Raw genomic sequence first — 16,488 nt, forward strand, 5'->3', positions numbered from 1 at the left:
ACATGTTTGCCATGCCCCCCTGACAAAGTCCGACACAAACCAACCTGTGCCGATGCGGACCGTTCGGCCGCGCGACAAGGCTATGGTTTACGAGTCATTTGCAGCGCTTCAGCAATACTCGTGCCATTGCGGCACGATCTTGCGCGAATGATCCGAAAACCCATACGTGCATGCCTTGGCGTAAGCCGCATGCATGAAGCAATCGTCAACCACATTACAAAGAACAAAGAATAGCAGAAAAAGTGATGCAGTCCACAGTAAGTATCCCCCGGCAAAGCCGGGGGCTTTAGCGATCGCTGGCCCCTCAAAGGGGCCTTTTCGCGATCGAAAATCACAAGCCTCGTAACCTGCGTCCTCTTACTTCTTCTCGCCTCATTCAAGACATCTATTGGGTGAAGCCGACCGTGGGAACGGTCAAACCTTGACTAGTCCCCCGGCAGATCCGGGGGTTTACCTCAGGATTAATTAAAGTGGGTCGGAATGTGACGCTGTCGGACAATCGGCCGAGAACGACCGATTAGCGAATGCGGCATCCGCATCCGCGGTCGGAGCCGGAAGCGGCGCCGCTGGCGAAGGTACCGGGCTGCAGCCCGGATGGACGCAGCGTTACGAGGCTGCGGCCGGCACGCGTCCGTACTTGTCCTCGAGCCGGACGATGTCGTCCTCGCCGAAGTAGTCGCCGCATTGCACTTCGATCAGGTGGATGTCGGCGTCGGTCGGGTTTTCCAGGCGATGCAGCGTCTCGACCGGGATGTAGCAGGACTGGTTGCGTTCGAGCAGGAACTCCCTGTCGCCGACGCGCACCTTGGCCGTGCCTTGGACGACGGTCCAGTGCTCGCTGCGGCGATGGTGCAGTTGCAGGCTCAGCACCTGACCCGGCTTGACCGTGAGGCGTTTGACTTTGCAGTCGTTCTCGTCCTCGAGGATCGTGTAGCTGCCCCACGGCCGGCGCACGGTCTGGTGATGGCGCGTGCTCTCGTGACCGTCGTCGCGCAATTGCTCGACGACCTGCTTGACCTGTTGTGCGTGCTCGCGATCGGAGACGAGCACGGCATCCGCGGTGTCGACGATGACCAGATCCTTGACCCCGACCGCGGCGACGATGCGCTTGTCGCTCTGGATGTAGCAGTTCTCGCTGCCGACGACGACGGCCTTGCCGAGCACGCGGTTGCCCGCGGCGTCGGGTTCGGCCGCGGACGGAATCTCGCTGACCGCCTTCCACGAACCGATGTCGCTCCAGTCGAAACCGGCGGCGACCACAGCGCGGCGTTGCGCGCGTTCCATCACTGCGTAGTCGATCGAGATGTCGGGCTGGCCGAGGAACTTGTCCTTGTCGTATTCGACCGGGCTTTCGTGCGTGCGTGCGCCGGCGTGGCAGGCCTGCGCGGCGGCGAGCACGTCGGGGCAAGTCTGCGCGGCGGTTTCGAGCAGCGCATCGACGCGGAAGCAGAACATGCCCGAGTTCCAGACGTAATTGCCGCCGGCGAGATATTGCTTGGCTTTTTCCAGATCGGGCTTCTCGACGAAGGCTTCGATCCGGCGTTGCCCGCTCGTTCCGATCTGCTCGCCCTGCCTGATATAGCCGAAGCCGGTATCCGGATGTTGCGGCGGGATGCCGAACGTGACCAGCCAGCCGTCCTGCGCGAGCGCCTGCGCGCGCGCGACGTCGGCGACGAAGGCGTCGACGTCGTTGATCAGATGGTCGGCGGCGAGGACCAGCAGGGTCGCGTCCGCGCCGAAATGCTCGCGCACGTGCAGCGCGGCAAGCACGATCGCCGGCGCCGTGTTGCGCCCCGCGGGTTCGAGCAGAAAGCGCATGCGGTCGATGTCGGCGCCGGGATGGCGCGCGTACTCGTCGCGGTTGAGGAAGTAGAAATCGCGCCCGGTGACGGTGAGCACGTCGCCGGTGCTCGCCACGCGCAAAGCGCGCGTCAAGGTCTTGTACAGCAGCGATTCGCCGTCGGCCATGCGCATGAACGGCTTCGGGTATGCGCTGCGCGATACCGGCCAGAGGCGGGTGCCGGCGCCGCCGGAAAGGATTACGGGGATCAACATTGCTGTACCTCCATCGTTGCGCGATCGTCGCCGATCGCGGGGTCGACTCGACGGCGCCCTCTACCGGCCCGTTTCCTTCCGCCCCGTTGCTATTTGCCGCCGGCGGCTTCGGCCAGTTCGCCGATCACCGCGTCCAGCCCCTTCGTCCACTCCGGCATCGTCAGGCCGAAGCGCTCGCGCAGCCGCGACGCGTCCAGCACCGAATACGCCGGTCTTCGCGCCCTGGTCGGGAAATCCGCAGTGCGGATCGCCATCACTTCGACTTCGCGCGGAATCCATCCCGCCGCCGCGGCGCGCGCGACGATGGCGCGCGCGAATCCGCACCACGTGGTCTCGCCGCCCGCTGCGAGATGACAGACGCCATTGTATCTCTCGCGCCGCGCCGCATCGTCGTCGCGCCATTGCTTGAGGATCGCGGCCGTCGTCGCGCCGATCAGCCGGCTCGACGTCGGCGCGCCGCGCTGATCGTCGACCACGGTCAGGCCGCCGTTCGACGATTCGCCGCGCTCGCGCGCCAGGCGCAGCATCGTACGCAGGAAATTGCCGCCGCGCGCGCCGTAGACCCAGGCCGTGCGCAGGATCAGGTGATCGCAGCCGGACTCGCGCAAGGCGACCTCGCCGGCCACCTTGCTGCGGCCGTAGGCGCCGAGCGGCGCAGGCGCATCTTCCTCGCGATACGGCCGCGCGCCCTGCCCGTCGAACACGTAGTCGGTCGAATAGTGCACGACGAACGCGACGTTGCGCGCGGCCCATTGTCCGATCTGCGCCAGCGCCTCGCCGTTGATGCGCTGTGCGAGCGCAGGCTCGTCCTCGGCGCGGTCGACGGCGGTGTAGGCCGCCGCATTGACGACGACGCTCCAACGTTCGGCCCGCAATGCGCGGTCGAGCGAATCCGCATCGCCGAGGTCCACGCGCAGGCAATCGATGTTGCCGGGCAACTTGCCGCCTCGCGTCGCCGCGACGACGTCGCCGAGCGGCGCGAGCGCACGCTGCAGTTCGAATCCCACCTGGCCGTTCGCGCCGAGCAGAAGGATCTTCACGGCAAGTACGCCGGCAGTTTTTCGGCGGACACTTCGCGCAGGAACGGCGCCTTTTCGTCCTTCGCCGACATTTGCGGCGCGCCGAGCGGCCAGTCGATCGCGATGTCGGCGTCGTTCCAGCGGATGCCCGCGTCGGCCGCGCCATCATAGAGCGCGGTGCACTGGTAGGTGAACGTGGCGAAATCCGATAGCACGGCGAAACCGTGGGCGAAACCTTCGGGTATCCAGAAATGACGCTTGTTCTCCGCGCTCAGCACCACCGCGGCCCAGCGTCCGAACGTCGGCGAGCCGCGGCGGATGTCGACGGCGACGTCGTAGACTTCGCCCTCGAGCACGCTGACCAGCTTGCCCTGCGGGTTCGGCCACTGGTAGTGCAGGCCGCGCAGCACACCGCGCGCGGAGCGCGAAACGTTACTCTGCACGAAGTTGCGGTCTATCCCGGCATTTTTATACTTTTCCGCGTTGTAGCTTTCATAGAAAAAGCCGCGTGCGTCGCCGAACACCTGCGGCTCGACGATCATGCAGCCCGACAGATCGGTTTCAATCCATTTCATTTCTGCGTCCCTGCTTCACCAGTTGTTGCAGATATTGCCCGTAGCCGTTCTTCGCCAGCGGCGCGGCAAGGCGCAGGACCTGTTCCGCATCGATCCAGCCGCCGAGGTAGGCGATCTCTTCCGGGCAACAGACTTTCAGGCCCTGGCGGTTTTCGATCGTCTCGATGTAGTTCGACGCTTCGGTCAGCGATTCGTGCGTGCCGGTGTCGAGCCAGGCGTAGCCGCGGCCGAGCTTTTCGAGCATCAGCGAGCGGTCGTCGAGGTAGCAGCGGTTGAGGTCGGTGATCTCGAGCTCGCCGCGTGCCGAAGGTTTCAATGCGGCCGCGAAATCGCTCGCGCGGCCGTCGTAGAAGTACAGGCCGGTGACGGCGTAATTCGACTTCGGATTCCGGGGTTTTTCTTCGAGGCCGGACACTTTGCCGTCCGCATCGAATTCGGCGACACCGTAGCGCTGTGGATCGCGCACCCAATAGCCGAACACGGTTGCGCCGCGGTCGCGCGCGGCGGTGCGGCGTAACATGTCGGTCAGACCGTGGCCGTAGAAGATGTTGTCGCCGAGGATCAGGCAGCTCGGCTTGGCGTCGACGAAGTCGCGGCCGATCAGGTAGGCCTGCGCCAGGCCGTCGGGCGAAGGCTGCACCGCGTAGCGGATCGAGATGCCCCACTGCGAACCGTCGCCGAGCAGTGTCTGGAACAGCGCCTGCTCGTGCGGCGTGTTGATCACGAGCACGTCGCGGATGCCGGCAAGCATCAGCGTCGACAGCGGATAGTAGATCATCGGCTTGTCGTACACCGGCAGCAACTGCTTGCTGATGACCTGCGTGAGCGGATACAGGCGCGTGCCCGAGCCGCCCGCGAGGATGATGCCTTTTCCAGTTTGCTGCATTTTATACTCCCTTTGATCCATCCGCCGTTCCCCTTTTCGCGAAAAGGACGGGCAGAAATCAGCCGGCGCCGAGACGCTCCATGCGATAGCTGCCGTCGAGCGCGCGCTGTGCCCACGCTTCGTTGGCGAGATACCAATCGACGGTCTTGGCGATACCGGACTCGAAGCTTTCCGCCGGCGTCCAGCCCAGTTCGCGCTTGAGTTTCGACGCATCGATCGCGTAACGCCGGTCGTGTCCGGGGCGATCCTTGACGAACGAAATCAGCGATTCGCGCCGGGCACCGTTCGCCAGCGGCCGGCGCTCGTCGAGCAGCGCGCAGATGGTGCGCACGACATGGATATTCTCGCGCTCGGCGTCGCCACCGACGTTGTAGACGTCGCCGGCCTGGCCCGCGTCGAGCACGCGGCGGATCGCGCTGCAATGGTCGCCGACGTAGAGCCAGTCGCGCACGTTCCTGCCGTCGCCGTAGACAGGCAGCTTCTCGCCGACGAGCGCCTTGTGGATCATCAGCGGGATGAGCTTTTCGGGGAACTGGTACGGACCGTAATTGTTCGAGCAGTTCGTCGTCAGCGTCGGCAGGCCGTAGGTGTGGTGAAAGGCGCGCACGAGGTGGTCGGACGAGGCCTTCGACGCCGAGTACGGCGAATTCGGCGCATACGCGGTCGTTTCGGTGAACTTGCCTTCGCCGCCGAGCGAGCCGTAGACCTCGTCGGTCGAAACATGCAGGAAGCGGAACGCGGCCTTTTCCACCTCGGGCAGCGCGCGCCAGTGCTTGAGCGTCGCTTCGAGCAGCCCAAGGGTGCCGACGACGTTGGTGTGGATGAAAGCCGCAGGGCCGTCGATCGAACGATCGACGTGCGACTCGGCGGCGAAATTCACGATCGCGTCGGGCCGATGCTCGGCGAGCAGCTTGCCGACCAAATCGCGGTCGCCGATGTCGCCATGGACGAAAATGTGATGCGGATTGCCCTTGAGCGCGGCGAGCGTGTCGAGATTGCCCGCGTAGGTGAGCTTGTCGAGATTGACGACGCGCTGGCCGTCCGCTACCGCACCGAGCACGAAGTTGCCGCCGATGAAGCCGGCGCCGCCGGTGACCAGAAGAGTTTTCATGCGCTGACGAGGTTTCCATTGCGCCGCGGCGGCGACGCGGACAAGCATTCTAGCCCATGCCGTTGACCCAGCCCAACGACCCGCAAGTTAATTTTTTGATTTTCCGGACATTACTTGTTGCGGACATAGCGGTTGCCGCAAGCCTGCTACACTGCCGCTCGACTCTCCATCCGTCGCGGAATGATCGCCGAAATCGTCCTGGTCGTTTTTCTCGCCGTGCTCAACGGTTTCTTCGCCCTGAGCGAAATGGCGCTGATGACCTCGCGCAAGCTGCGCCTCAAGCAGCTCGCACAGACCAGCGCCCGCGCGCGCATCGCGCTCGACCTGGCGCAACAGCCCGAACGGTTTCTTTCCACCGTGCAGGTGTTCATCACTCTGCTCAGCATCGGCACGGGCACCGCGCTCGGCGCGAGCATCGGCGAGCAGATCGCGCACTGGCTCGATTCGCTGAACCTGCCGGCCGTCGCCGAGTACGCGCTGCCGGTCGGCGTCGCGCTCAGCGTCTCGGGCATCACCTTCGCCAACATGCTTCTCGGCGAGCTGATTCCGAAACGGCTCGCCCTCGTCGCGCCGGAGAAATTCGCCACCGCCGTCGCCATTCCCATGCGGGTGCTGACCTGGATCGCGATGCCTTTCAGCTTCGTCCTGATCTGGATCACGCGTCGGCTGCTGCGCCTGTTCCGGCTCGACCAGGCCAGCGGCGAACGCGTGAGCGAGGAAGAGATCCGCCTGCTCGTCTCCGAAGGCGCCGAACAGGGCGTGATCGACTCGGACGAACACAACATGGTCAACCGCGTGCTGCGCCTCGGCGACCGCAGCGTCGATTCGCTGATGACGCCGCGTCCGCGCATCGCCTGGCTCGACGTGACCGCGCCGCTCGCCGAAAACCTCGCGACGATGCGCGAATCCTCGCACTCGCGCTACCCGGTCATGCGCGGCAGCGACAAGGACGTGCTCGGCATCCTCGAAGTCAAGAGCCTGATCGAGATTCTGGAAAAATCCGCCGCCGACGCGCCCAAACCCGGCACCGCATCCAACCCGGGGCAGGCCTTGTTCCGCACGCTGGCCAAGCCGGTCTACGTGCCCGGCACCGCGCGCGCCCTCGACCTGCTGGAGGAACTGCGCGACGCGGCCACGCCGATGGCGTTCATCGTCGACGAATACGGCGACATCGAAGGCCTGGTCACGCTCAACGACCTGCTCGGCGCGGTCGTCGGCAAGGCGGCGCTGCCCGCGGACGAGGCGCATGCCAGCGACGACGCCCCCATCGTCACCCGCGACGACGGCAGTTGGCTGATCGACGGCGCGCTCGCCATCGACGATCTGCGCGAGCTGACCGGCATCGCCGCCTTTCCGCACGAGGAGGACGACGACTACCGCACCGCCGCCGGCATGGTCATCGCCCGGTTCGGCCGCATCCCGCAATGCGCCGAACATTTCGACTGGAACGGCTACCGCTTCGAGGTCGTCGACCTCGATGGCGCGCGGATCGACAAGATCCTGGTGAGCAGGCTCGGGGAATCGGCGGCGTCCAAAGACGAAACGGGTTGAGGCCGGGAATCGGGAACCAGCCAGCTTTCCTTCTCCCACCGGGAGAAGGTGCCCGAAGGGCGGATGAGGGAAAAGCGTTTCGACTCGCGGAAGGGGCGCAAGGAGTTGTGAGGCTCTTCCCTCATCCGGCGCTTCGCGCCACCTTCTCCCGGCGGGAGAAGGGAAGCTATGCTTTCCCGATTCCCGATTTCCCGCTCTCACCGGCCTTTCGCCATCCTCGCCATCCGCTGCGCGTCGTCGAAGATGCCGCGCAGGATGCGCACCTCGCGCTGGTCCAGATTCGCGTGCGCGAAAAGACGCCGCAGGCGCTTCTCGATCGTCACCGGCGAACGGCCCTTGTGGAAATCGATGTCGCCCAGCGTCTGGAACAGATGGCCGAAGAAATACTCCATCTGCTCGGCCGTGGCCGGCGGATCGGACTTCGGCCCCGCGTCGTCCGGCGGCTGCGCTTCGAGTTGCGCAAGGCGCAGTTCGTAGGCGAGCACCTGCACCGCCTGGGCGAGATTGAGCGAAGAATAAGTCGGATCGGCCGGAATGTGCACGGCGACCTGACAACGCATCAGCTCGTCGTTCTCCAGGCCCGTACGCTCGTTGCCGAACACGACGGCGACCTCGCCCGGTACCTCGCGCACGCGCGCCGCTGCCTCGCGCGGCGCAATCTCGGGCAACGACACGCCGCGCCGCCGCGCCGTGCAGCCGAGCACGAAACGGCAATCGGCGATCGCGTCGGCCAGCGTCGGCACGACGACGATGTTCTCGAGCACGTCGTCCGCACCCGCGGCCATCGCCGTGGCCTCGGCATGCGGATACTTGTGCGGCGCGACCAGCACGAGCCGCGTAAAGCCCATCGTGCGGATCGCGCGCGCCGCGGCGCCGATGTTGCCGGGATGCGAGGTGCGGACGAGGACGAAGCGGATCGGCTGCATCGGGAATCGGGAATCGGGAATCGGGAATCGGGAAAGCATAGCTTCCCTTCTCCCGCCGGGAGAAGGTGCCCGAAGGGCGGATGAGGGAAAAGCCTCGCCAGCCCGAAAGACATTGCATCCCTGCAACGCTCTTCGCTCATCCGGCGCTGCCGCGCCCCCTTCTCCGGTGGGAGAAGGGAAGCAGCCGAATTCCCGATTCCCGGCTCTCGTGCTACCCTGCGCGCCCGCCGCACGGCGGAATGCTCTTTACCAGCCATACCCGGAGTTCCACCATGCCCCGCCCCGCCGTCAATGTCGCGGTCAAGGCCGCACGCGCCGCCGGCAATGTCATCCTGCGCCATCTCAATCGCGTCGAGGGACTCGCCGTCGAGGAAAAATCGCGCCACGACTACGTCAGCGAAGTGGACAAGCTGGCCGAAGCCGAGATCATCAAGGAACTGCGCCGCGCCTATCCCGACCACGGCTTCCTCGGCGAGGAATCCGGCGCCACCGGCAAGGGCAAGGACAAGGTCTGGATCATCGATCCGCTCGACGGCACGCACAACTACCTGCGCGGCTTCCCGCATTTCTGCGTGTCGATCGGCTTCCGCGACCACGGCGACCTCGTCTACGGCGTCGTCTACGATCCGCTGCGCGACGAGATGTTCACCGCAAGCAAGGGCGACGGCGCGTTCCTCAACGACCGCCGCATCCGCGTGACCAAGCGCGAAAGCCTCGCCGGCGCGCTGCTCTGCACCGGCTTCCCGTACCGCCAGCGCCGCCACCTAGACGCGCAGCTCGAAATGACGCGCGCCCTGCTCGCGGAAGCCGAGGACATCCGCCGCACCGGCTCGGCCGCGCTCGACCTCGCCTACGTCGCGGCCGGACGCCTGGACGGTTTCTTCGAGATCGGCCTGAATCCCTGGGACATGGCCGCCGGCGTGCTGCTCGTGCGCGAAGCGGGCGGCCAGTGCAGCGACTTCGCCGGCAAGGGGGGCATGCCGGAGAACGGCAACCTCATCGCCGGCAACCACTTCGTCGCCGCGGCGATGGCGAAGGTGATCTCGGCGCATTCGCCGCCGACACTGCTGTAACGACGCGAAGCGATCAACGCGCGTTGGCGACCGCGCGCGTATCCACCACGGACGCGGCGCGCTCCAGCGCACCGGCGATGTCCGCGCTCAGATCCTCGATCGCTTCGATGCCGACCGACAGGCGCAGCAGGCCGTCGCCGAGGCCGGCGACGCGGCGCGCCTCGACATCCATCGCCGCGTGCGTCATCGACGCCGGATGCGCGACCAGGCTCTCGACGCCGCCGAGCGACTCGGCCAGCGTGAAGCTTTGCAGGCCGTTGACGAACGCCTCGACCGCAGGCACGCCGCCCGCGAGATCGAAGCTGACCATCGCGCCGAATCCCTTCTGCTGGCGCGCGGCGAGCGCATGCTGCGGATGGCTGACCAGGCCAGGAAAGTATACTTTTTCCACGGCCACGTGGCCATCGAGCAATTCGACGATCGCGGCGGCGTTCTCCTGGTGCGCGCGCAGGCGCGGCTGCAGCGTGCGCAGGCCGCGCAGCGTGAGATAGCTGTCGAACGCGCCGCCCGACACGCCGAGGCAGTTGCACCACCAGGCGAGCTGTTCGCCGACCGCCGCGTCCTTCCACACCACCGCGCCGCCGACGACGTCGGAGTGGCCGTTGAGGTACTTGGTCGTCGAATGCACGACGATATCGGCGCCGAGCGCGATCGGCTGCTGCAGCGCCGGCGACAGGAACGTGTTGTCGACCACGACGAGCGCGCCGACCGCATGGGCGAGGCGCGACACGGCGGCGACGTCGACGATGCGCAGCAGCGGATTGCTCGGCGTCTCGATCCAGACGATCTTCGGCCGGCAGGCGAGCGCGGTCGCGAGCGCGACGGTATCGTTGAAATCGACGACTGCGCAACGATACAGCCCGCGCTTCGCCTGGTTGACGAACAGGCGGTAGCTGCCGCCGTAGCAGTCGTGCGGCACGACGATGAGGTCGTCGGGCCCGAGCTGCGAGGTGACCAGCGTCACCGCGGCCATGCCGGTCGCGGTGACGACCGCGCCCGCACCGCCTTCGAGTTCGGCGAGCGCGCCGGCGAGCACGTCGCGCGTCGGATTGCCCGAGCGCGAATAGTCGTAGGCGCGCTTCTTGCCGAAGCCCTCGAAGCTGTAGTTCGTCGACAGATACAACGGCGGCATCACGGCGCCGTGCGCGGCGTCCCGGTCGACGCCGGCGCGGGCGGCGATCGTGGCGGCGTGGCGGGCGTTGTTCTCGGCGGCGTGACTCACGGTACTTCTCCGGACTTCAGGCTTGCAGACAGCGTTCGAACAACGCGCTCACGACCGCCTCTTCCTTGAGGAAGGCATCGTGGCCGAAGTCCGAGGAAATTTCGACGAGTTCGCACGGCGCACCGGCATGCGCGACGTATTCGCGCGACAGCGACAGCGGCACGGTCAGGTCTTCGCGCACGGCGAACAGCGTGGTCGGCACGCGCACCGCGGCGGGATCGATCTCGTGCCTGTCGAGCGAGCGGCCCAGGCAGCGGTAGGCGTCGGCGTCGAAGCGGCGCACGAACTTGCGGCCGTGATGTTCGACCCAGCCGATCACGCCGTCGTCGTGCGCATCCACCGGCGACTCGCCGCCGAAGCGCCGCTCGACGCCTTCGGCCGTGCGGTAGCCGAGCACGGCGAGCGAGCGGGCCAGCGCGAGCGCTTCGGCCGAATCGCTGCCGAGATCGAGGATCGCGCGCTGCACGTGACGCAGCGCGAGGCCGAACTGCGCGGCCTTGTGCGCCGCGCTCAGCAGGACGAGATGGCGCAGGCGCTCGCCGAGCAGCGCGGCGAGATGCTGCGCGACGTTGCCGCCGTAGGACGCGCCGACGACGAGATGCACGCGGCGCACGCCGAGGCGGTTGAGCAGCAGGAGCAGCGCGCGGGCCTGGTCGCCCGTGGAAACCTCGGGAAATGCTTCGGTTCCGCTGGAACGCGGACCGGTTGAGGCATCGCAACCGCCCAGCCAGTCGATGCCGACGAGGCGATAGCGGTTCGTGTCGAGCGCCTTGCCGGCGCCGCATTGCGATTCCCACCAGCCGCGGCCGTCGCGCGCAACCGGACGGCGATGCGCGGAAATGCCGCCGAGCACGACGACGACCGGCGCCTCGGCCGGGCCGACGCAAGTCCATGCGAGCCTGGCATCGTCCAGCGTCGCGCCCGATTCGAGCGTGAAGGAGTGTGGTAGCGCGAGTTCGCCTTCGAGCCACTGCACGGCCGGCGCCGCGGCCTCGGGGGCGAAGTGGAGTTTCGGTTCGGCGCTCATTTCGGTCTCGTCTTTCATCTACAGCCCCAACGAGACGAATGCAGCGGAAACCTTGCGCTCGCCTCATCTTTACGGGGTCCACCGCGGATCGAAGCTTCCGCGGACCTCGCAGGATTTGGCACCAATCGCGAAGCCCGATTCGATCGGATTCCGCAACGGTTGCCCCGGCGTCGCTGGGCCTGTCCCTCAGCCGGTCTCGATGAGTACGGGCATATGTTAAGGGGGGAAAATTTGGATGTCAAGACGTTTAGGCGTATAGACGGCTAAATAGCCGCAAGTTTTTTTCTGTCATTCCCGCGTGCTTCTGGCGGGAATCCAGTGTCTTTCGCTTCGTGTCGTCGATGCCAATTAAAGAACAAGTCGCTGGATTCCCGCCTTCGCGGGAATGACGAGCGGTAGCGACCGCACCTACCCGCGACTCCGTTGACTGGCGACAAAAATGCCGAGCAGCGAAAGCACAAGGCCGATCCAGTCCGCCGCCGCGGTGGGCCGCGCGAACAGAATCACGTCGAGCACGAACGACAGCGCCGGCTGCAACAGCAGCAACAGGCCGACCAGCGACGCGGGCAGCGCCGGCATCGCCTGCGAAATCAGCACCCAGCCCAGCACCTGGCCGACGAACGCGAGCGCAAGCAGCGCGGCCCAGGACTGGACGTCGGGAATCGCGAAGCTCTGGCCTTCGACGACGACCGAAACCGCGAGCATCGCCGCGCAAATCAACGTGACGCCGCACAGCGCGCGTTGCGGCGTCAACGCGGGCCGGCGCAGTTGCGCGCGCCGCTGGGTGAGCATGTACACCGCATAGGCGATGCCGGAAAGCACGCCGAACAGGACGCCGAGGCGATAATCGTCGCTCAGCGCCGCCCAGCCGCGCCCGACGATCAGCCACAGGCCGAAGATCGAGAGTGCGAGGCCGGACGCGAAGCGCCAGCCCAGCTTCTCGCGATGGAGCACGACGCCGGCCAGCGCCATCACGAACACCTGGAAATTGGCGATCAACGTCGCCAGCCCCGGCCCCACGTAATGGATGCTCCGGTGCCAGATGGTCAAATCGACGGCGAAGGCCAGCGCCGGCACGACGAGCCACGCGGCGTCGCGCCAATTCCAGGCACGCCACTCGCCGCGGACGATCAGCAATGCGGCCAGCATCGCGCCGCCGAAGGCGAGGCGATAGAACGCCGACACGGTCGGCGCGACGTGCGCGTAGCGGACGAAGATGCTCGTGGTCGAGATCAGCGCGGCGCCCGCAAGCATTTTCAGGAAAGCGGTGCGATAAGCCGCAGCCCCCGCCATGGCGGCGGCGCTCACGGCGTGTCTTGCTCGTGTTCCGGCGCGAGTTCTTCCGTGGCCGCCTCGGCCGGCCATTCGCGCAGGGCGGGCAATGCGAGCAGCGCATCGACCCAGACGAGTGTCGGTTTGGCGTTCATGGATATCTATGGTGATGAAAAACAACTCGGCCGCACGGATCGCTCTTGCTCGTCATTCCCGCACGCTTCCAGGAAACCTCTGAAAAAGCCGTCATTCCCGCGAAAGCGGGAATCCATTTTTGCTTTGCTTTCAAGGCTCCAAGATCAAGATGGATTTCCGCTTTCGCGGGAATGACGTCAAGAGCAGATTAAGCAAAGGCTCCTTGGAAGCATGCGGGAATGACGGCAAAACTCAAAGTACCGCTTTCACACCGCGTCGGCGGCCCAGTCGCCGTCGAATTCGGGTGCGGCGCGCCGCTCGGCCAGCTCGACGTCGATGCGCTCGGCGATCGCCCGCGCCCGCCGCCACTCGGATTCCGTCACCATGACATTGACCAAGCCAGATACCGGCAATTCGCCTGCCGCGCCGGTCAGGTAATGACCGCTGACAAAGGCGCCGATGCCCGCATCCGCCAGCGCGTTCCCGACGAGATTCGCGTCGATGATGTTTTCGGCCCGGTAGACGATCTGCATACGAGGGCACGCTAGCGCATTCGCCCGGCGCGGGCAAAGCCTGTCGAATTCCGGCGCCGGATCGGTATACTCCAGAACCCTGCCCGAGAAACGGCCGCAGAGCCGCATCCAGCCGGTATATAAATGAGCAGCAATCCCCCGATTCCGAACAATTTCATCCGCCAGATCGTCACCGGCGACCGGGAAAGCGGCAAGCACGGCGGCCGCGTCGTCACGCGTTTTCCGCCCGAACCGAACGGTTACCTGCACCTCGGCCACGCCAAGTCGATCTGCCTGAATTTCGGCGTCGCGCGCGACTACGGCGGCGTCTGCCACCTGCGCCTGGACGACACCAATCCGACCCGCGAAGACCCGGAATTCGTCGAAGCGATCAAGGCCGACGTGCGCTGGCTCGGCTTCGACTGGGACGCGCTGCGCCACGCCTCGGACTACTTCGAAGTCTTCTATCTCTGCGCGCTGAAGCTGATCCGCGACGGCAAGGCGTTCGTCTGCGACCTGTCGGCCGACGAAGTGCGCGAATACCGCGGCACGCTGACGGAAGCCGGGCGCAACTCGCCGTACCGCGAGCGCAGCGTCGAAGAGAACCTCGACCTGTTCCAGCGCATGCGCGCGGGCGAGTTTCCCGACGGCGCCAAGACGCTGCGCGCCAAGATCGACATGGCCTCGGGCAACATCAACCTGCGCGACCCGGCGCTGTACCGCATCCGCAAGACCGCGCACCAGAACACCGGCGACGCCTGGCCCATCTATCCGATGTACGACTACGCGCACTGCATTTCCGACGCGGTCGAAGGCATCACCCATTCGCTGTGCACGCTCGAATTCGAGGACCATCGCCCGCTCTACGACTGGTGCCTCGCGCAGATCGACCTGCCCAACCATCCCGAACTCGTGCAGCCGCTCGTCGACGCCGGCCTGCACATGCCGGTCAGCACGCCGCAGCAGATCGAGTTCGCGCGCGGCAACCTCGACTACACGGTGACGAGCAAGCGCAAGCTCGCCGCGCTCGTCGAGGACGGCCTCGTCGACGGCTGGGACGACCCGCGCATGCCCACGCTCGCGGGCGTGCGCCGGCGCGGCTACCCGGCCGCGGCGATCCGCAATTTCTGGGAACGCGCCGGCATTTCCAAGCAGGTCTCGACGATCGAATATTCCGTACTCGAAGCCTGCGTGCGCGAGGAACTCGACGCGAGCGCGCCGCGGCGCCTTGCCGTGATCGACCCGCTCAAGCTCGTCATCGCCAACCTGCCCGGCGACCACGCCGAAACGCTGACGTTCCCCAATCATCCGAAGAACGAGGTCTTCGGCACGCGCGCCGTGCCGTTCGCGCGCGAACTGTGGATCGAGCGCGAGGATTTCCTCGAAGAACCGGTCAAGGGCTTCCATCGCCTCGTGCCGGGCGGCGAGGTGCGCCTGCGCGGCGTCGGCATCGTCGAGTGCATCGAGACGAAAAAGGATACGAGTGGAAAAGTGAGCGAAGTACACTGCACGCTCGACCTCGCCTCGCGGCCGGGGCGCGAAGGCGCCGAACGCAAGGTCAAGGGCACCATCCACTGGGTCGGCGCGCGCGATGCCATCGAGGCCGAAGTGCGCCTGTACGAGCGCCTGTTCACCGTCGCCGATCCCAACGACGACAGCGCCGGCAAGACCTTTCGCGACTGCCTCAACCCGAACTCGCGCCGCGTCGTGCGCGGCTTCGTCGAGCCGGCCGCCGCCGCGCCGGCGGGCACCGCATTCCAGTTCGAGCGCCTGGGCTATTTCGTCGCCGACAGCCGCGACCACACAGCGGGCCGGCCCGTGTTCAACCGCATCGTCACGCTGCGCGATTCGTTCGCGAAAGCGGCGAAGTAATGTTCTTCCCTTCTCCCGCGGGGAGAAGGATCTCCTCACGAAAGTCCGATCGCCCCATGAATGCACTTCCCTCGCTCGTCAATCTCTCGCTGCCCGAATGGGTATTCCGCGAAGTCGATTCGGCCAAACTCTACCCGAGCGACGAAGAGCGCGTTGCACTGGCCGTCCGACTCGCCAACCGCAACGTCGAGGAGAACAGCGGCGGCCCGTTCGGCGCCGCCGTGTTCACGCACGAAGGCCGGCTCGTCTCGGCCGGCGTCAATCGCGTCGTGCCGCACCACTGCTCGGTCGCGCATGCCGAAATGATGGCCTACATGCTCGCGCAATCGAAGCTCGGCCGCTTCCGCCTCAACGAAGCCGCGCCCGATGGAACGCGCGAACGATTCGCGCTCGCCACCAGCGCGCAGCCGTGCTGCCAATGCTACGGCGCGACGATCTGGGCCGGCATCGACGAACTGCTGATCGGCGCGCGCTCCGAAGACGTCGAGGAACTCTCCGAATTCGACGAAGGCCCGCTGCCCGCCGACTGGATCGGCGAACTGGAAAAGCGCGGCGTGCGCGTCAAGCGCGACATCCTGCGCGATTCCTCGCGCGAGGTGTTCGTGCGCTATCGCAAGGCGGGCGGCGCGAGCTACTGAACCGCGTCGCGCTTGTCGACCGCGCGACGGCTTGCGGCGTAATGTGCGTTGCGCTTGTTGCGCCCTGCTGGCTGCACATCGAACCGCGTCGTCTTCAAGGCTACGATTCGCATCTCCACTATGCCGCCGCCGCTTCTTGCGCCGCCGCCTCGATCAATTCAACAGGCACGCCGCGCTTGCGCAGGGCTTCGGCCAGGCGTGCGGCAGGGCCGAACACATGGGCGGCTTCATCGCGACGCAGACCTTCGCCCACGTACATCTTGAGCAATGCCTGGTATCCGCTCATACCCTTGAGCGGCGCAATGGCCTTGAGCGAATCCACCACGTCCACCGGCATGCGCACGGTGATGACGGTCATCTCGCGGTCTTTGTTCAACCGGGTTTTCAGCTTGTCAGGAATCATGATCGCGGCGCTCCTGTGCAGTGGCCTTGCGGGCCGAAATGAGGCGGATGGTTTCGTCTTCGAAAACGACGTGGACGACGAACAGCAGGCGACCGGCCGCCGCATCGTAGCCGATCACGGCATCGCGGGCCTCGTCGTCGCGACTGGCGTCCACCAGCCGGAAGAACGGACGAAGAACACCGCTGCCGCCTGCTCGAAGGCGATGCCCTCG

General features: G+C 66.1%; 17 protein-coding genes and 1 riboswitch. Of the genes, 4 read left to right on the forward strand and 13 right to left on the reverse strand.

Annotation, left to right across the window (positions count from 1 at the left end; genetic code table 11):
- Nucleotides 1–606 precede the first annotated feature (606 nt).
- The 5 genes from QM741_RS01585 to rfbB all read right to left on the reverse strand — a co-directional run bounded on the left by QM741_RS01585 (nucleotide 607) and on the right by rfbB (nucleotide 5,646).
- Nucleotides 607–2,055 carry a mannose-1-phosphate guanylyltransferase/mannose-6-phosphate isomerase gene (locus QM741_RS01585; protein WP_415205998.1) on the reverse strand — a complete coding sequence of 483 codons (1,449 nt, stop codon included), beginning with the start codon at nucleotides 2,053–2,055 and terminating at the stop codon, nucleotides 607–609.
- An 89-nt stretch (nucleotides 2,056–2,144) separates the two neighbouring features.
- Entirely contained in the window at nucleotides 2,145–3,095 is a 951-nt protein-coding gene (gene rfbD / locus QM741_RS01590) for a dTDP-4-dehydrorhamnose reductase (RefSeq protein ID WP_415205999.1), read from the reverse strand.
- Nucleotides 3,092–3,649, reverse strand: coding sequence for a dTDP-4-dehydrorhamnose 3,5-epimerase (rfbC, locus tag QM741_RS01595; RefSeq protein WP_415206000.1), 558 nt, complete (start codon nucleotides 3,647–3,649; stop codon nucleotides 3,092–3,094). The genes rfbD and rfbC overlap by 4 nt, the downstream gene beginning before the upstream one ends.
- Nucleotides 3,636–4,535: a glucose-1-phosphate thymidylyltransferase RfbA gene (rfbA, locus tag QM741_RS01600; RefSeq protein WP_415206001.1), complete on the reverse strand. Its 900-nt coding sequence runs from the start codon at nucleotides 4,533–4,535 to the stop codon at nucleotides 3,636–3,638. The genes rfbC and rfbA overlap by 14 nt, the downstream gene beginning before the upstream one ends.
- A 58-nt stretch (nucleotides 4,536–4,593) precedes the next feature.
- Complete coding sequence (gene rfbB / locus QM741_RS01605; RefSeq protein WP_415206002.1) at nucleotides 4,594–5,646, reverse strand: dTDP-glucose 4,6-dehydratase; 1,053 nt, start codon at nucleotides 5,644–5,646, stop codon at nucleotides 4,594–4,596.
- A 180-nt stretch (nucleotides 5,647–5,826) separates the two neighbouring features.
- Here rfbB and QM741_RS01610 point away from each other — a divergent pair, with 180 nt between their 5' ends.
- Nucleotides 5,827–7,197, forward strand: coding sequence for a hemolysin family protein (locus QM741_RS01610; protein ID WP_415206003.1), 1,371 nt, complete (start codon nucleotides 5,827–5,829; stop codon nucleotides 7,195–7,197).
- 197 nt (nucleotides 7,198–7,394) lie between these two features.
- Here the strand turns inward: QM741_RS01610 and QM741_RS01615 are convergent, their stop codons facing one another.
- Nucleotides 7,395–8,162: an RNA methyltransferase gene (locus QM741_RS01615; protein ID WP_415206004.1), complete on the reverse strand. Its 768-nt coding sequence runs from the start codon at nucleotides 8,160–8,162 to the stop codon at nucleotides 7,395–7,397.
- A 233-nt stretch (nucleotides 8,163–8,395) separates the two neighbouring features.
- Here QM741_RS01615 and QM741_RS01620 point away from each other — a divergent pair, with 233 nt between their 5' ends.
- Nucleotides 8,396–9,196: an inositol monophosphatase family protein gene (locus tag QM741_RS01620; protein ID WP_415206005.1), complete on the forward strand. Its 801-nt coding sequence runs from the start codon at nucleotides 8,396–8,398 to the stop codon at nucleotides 9,194–9,196.
- Nucleotides 9,197–9,209: 13 nt separating this feature from the next.
- Here the strand turns inward: QM741_RS01620 and metB are convergent, their stop codons facing one another.
- The 5 genes from metB to QM741_RS01645 all read right to left on the reverse strand — a co-directional run bounded on the left by metB (nucleotide 9,210) and on the right by QM741_RS01645 (nucleotide 13,385).
- Nucleotides 9,210–10,418: a cystathionine gamma-synthase gene (gene metB, locus QM741_RS01625; protein WP_415206006.1), complete on the reverse strand. Its 1,209-nt coding sequence runs from the start codon at nucleotides 10,416–10,418 to the stop codon at nucleotides 9,210–9,212.
- A 16-nt stretch (nucleotides 10,419–10,434) separates the two neighbouring features.
- A complete protein-coding gene (locus QM741_RS01630) occupies nucleotides 10,435–11,445 on the reverse strand; it encodes an alpha/beta fold hydrolase (protein WP_415206007.1) in 1,011 nt (336 codons plus the stop codon).
- Nucleotides 11,446–11,505: 60 nt separating this feature from the next.
- Nucleotides 11,506–11,651: riboswitch (SAM riboswitch) on the reverse strand.
- A gap of 202 nt (nucleotides 11,652–11,853) precedes the next feature.
- Entirely contained in the window at nucleotides 11,854–12,753 is a 900-nt protein-coding gene (locus tag QM741_RS01635) for a DMT family transporter (protein WP_415206008.1), read from the reverse strand.
- Entirely contained in the window at nucleotides 12,750–12,872 is a 123-nt protein-coding gene (locus QM741_RS01640; RefSeq protein ID WP_415206009.1) for a hypothetical protein, read from the reverse strand. Before QM741_RS01640 ends, QM741_RS01635 begins: the two co-directional genes overlap by 4 nt.
- 246 nt (nucleotides 12,873–13,118) lie before the next feature.
- Nucleotides 13,119–13,385: a DUF2007 domain-containing protein gene (locus QM741_RS01645; protein ID WP_415206010.1), complete on the reverse strand. Its 267-nt coding sequence runs from the start codon at nucleotides 13,383–13,385 to the stop codon at nucleotides 13,119–13,121.
- A gap of 123 nt (nucleotides 13,386–13,508) precedes the next feature.
- Here QM741_RS01645 and QM741_RS01650 point away from each other — a divergent pair, with 123 nt between their 5' ends.
- Nucleotides 13,509–15,236, forward strand: coding sequence for a glutamine--tRNA ligase/YqeY domain fusion protein (locus QM741_RS01650; RefSeq protein ID WP_415206011.1), 1,728 nt, complete (start codon nucleotides 13,509–13,511; stop codon nucleotides 15,234–15,236).
- A 56-nt stretch (nucleotides 15,237–15,292) separates the two neighbouring features.
- Entirely contained in the window at nucleotides 15,293–15,874 is a 582-nt protein-coding gene (locus QM741_RS01655) for a nucleoside deaminase (protein ID WP_415206012.1), read from the forward strand.
- Between the two features lie 118 nt (nucleotides 15,875–15,992).
- Here QM741_RS01655 and QM741_RS01660 read toward each other — a convergent pair whose 3' ends face one another.
- The gene (locus QM741_RS01660) at nucleotides 15,993–16,277 is read right to left on the reverse strand and encodes a hypothetical protein (protein WP_415206013.1); all 285 of its coding nucleotides are present in this window, start codon (nucleotides 16,275–16,277) and stop codon (nucleotides 15,993–15,995) included.
- Complete coding sequence (locus QM741_RS01665; RefSeq protein WP_415206014.1) at nucleotides 16,267–16,431, reverse strand: BrnT family toxin; 165 nt, start codon at nucleotides 16,429–16,431, stop codon at nucleotides 16,267–16,269. The genes QM741_RS01660 and QM741_RS01665 overlap by 11 nt, the downstream gene beginning before the upstream one ends.
- Nucleotides 16,432–16,488 lie beyond the last annotated feature (57 nt).

Origin of the sequence: Rudaea sp., from assembly GCF_047601565.1 — a bacterium.
Classification (GTDB): domain Bacteria; phylum Pseudomonadota; class Gammaproteobacteria; order Xanthomonadales; family Rhodanobacteraceae; genus Rudaea.

What these genes read in the sequence shown, in the direction of transcription:
- QM741_RS01585 (WP_415205998.1), bottom strand. Translation starts at nt 2,055, where the DNA reads ATGTTGATCCCCGTAATCCTTTCCGGCGGCGCCGGCACCCGCCTCTGG.
- rfbC (WP_415206000.1), bottom strand. Translation starts at nt 3,649, where the DNA reads ATGAAATGGATTGAAACCGATCTGTCGGGCTGCATGATCGTCGAGCCG.
- rfbA (WP_415206001.1), bottom strand. Translation starts at nt 4,535, where the DNA reads ATGCAGCAAACTGGAAAAGGCATCATCCTCGCGGGCGGCTCGGGCACG.
- rfbB (WP_415206002.1), bottom strand. Translation starts at nt 5,646, where the DNA reads ATGAAAACTCTTCTGGTCACCGGCGGCGCCGGCTTCATCGGCGGCAAC.
- QM741_RS01610 (WP_415206003.1), top strand. Translation starts at nt 5,827, where the DNA reads ATGATCGCCGAAATCGTCCTGGTCGTTTTTCTCGCCGTGCTCAACGGT.
- QM741_RS01615 (WP_415206004.1), bottom strand. Translation starts at nt 8,162, where the DNA reads ATGCTTTCCCGATTCCCGATTCCCGATTCCCGATTCCCGATGCAGCCG.
- QM741_RS01620 (WP_415206005.1), top strand. Translation starts at nt 8,396, where the DNA reads ATGCCCCGCCCCGCCGTCAATGTCGCGGTCAAGGCCGCACGCGCCGCC.
- QM741_RS01630 (WP_415206007.1), bottom strand. Translation starts at nt 11,445, where the DNA reads ATGAGCGCCGAACCGAAACTCCACTTCGCCCCCGAGGCCGCGGCGCCG.
- QM741_RS01640 (WP_415206009.1), bottom strand. Translation starts at nt 12,872, where the DNA reads ATGAACGCCAAACCGACACTCGTCTGGGTCGATGCGCTGCTCGCATTG.
- QM741_RS01645 (WP_415206010.1), bottom strand. Translation starts at nt 13,385, where the DNA reads ATGCAGATCGTCTACCGGGCCGAAAACATCATCGACGCGAATCTCGTC.
- QM741_RS01650 (WP_415206011.1), top strand. Translation starts at nt 13,509, where the DNA reads ATGAGCAGCAATCCCCCGATTCCGAACAATTTCATCCGCCAGATCGTC.
- QM741_RS01655 (WP_415206012.1), top strand. Translation starts at nt 15,293, where the DNA reads ATGAATGCACTTCCCTCGCTCGTCAATCTCTCGCTGCCCGAATGGGTA.
- QM741_RS01660 (WP_415206013.1), bottom strand. Translation starts at nt 16,277, where the DNA reads ATGATTCCTGACAAGCTGAAAACCCGGTTGAACAAAGACCGCGAGATG.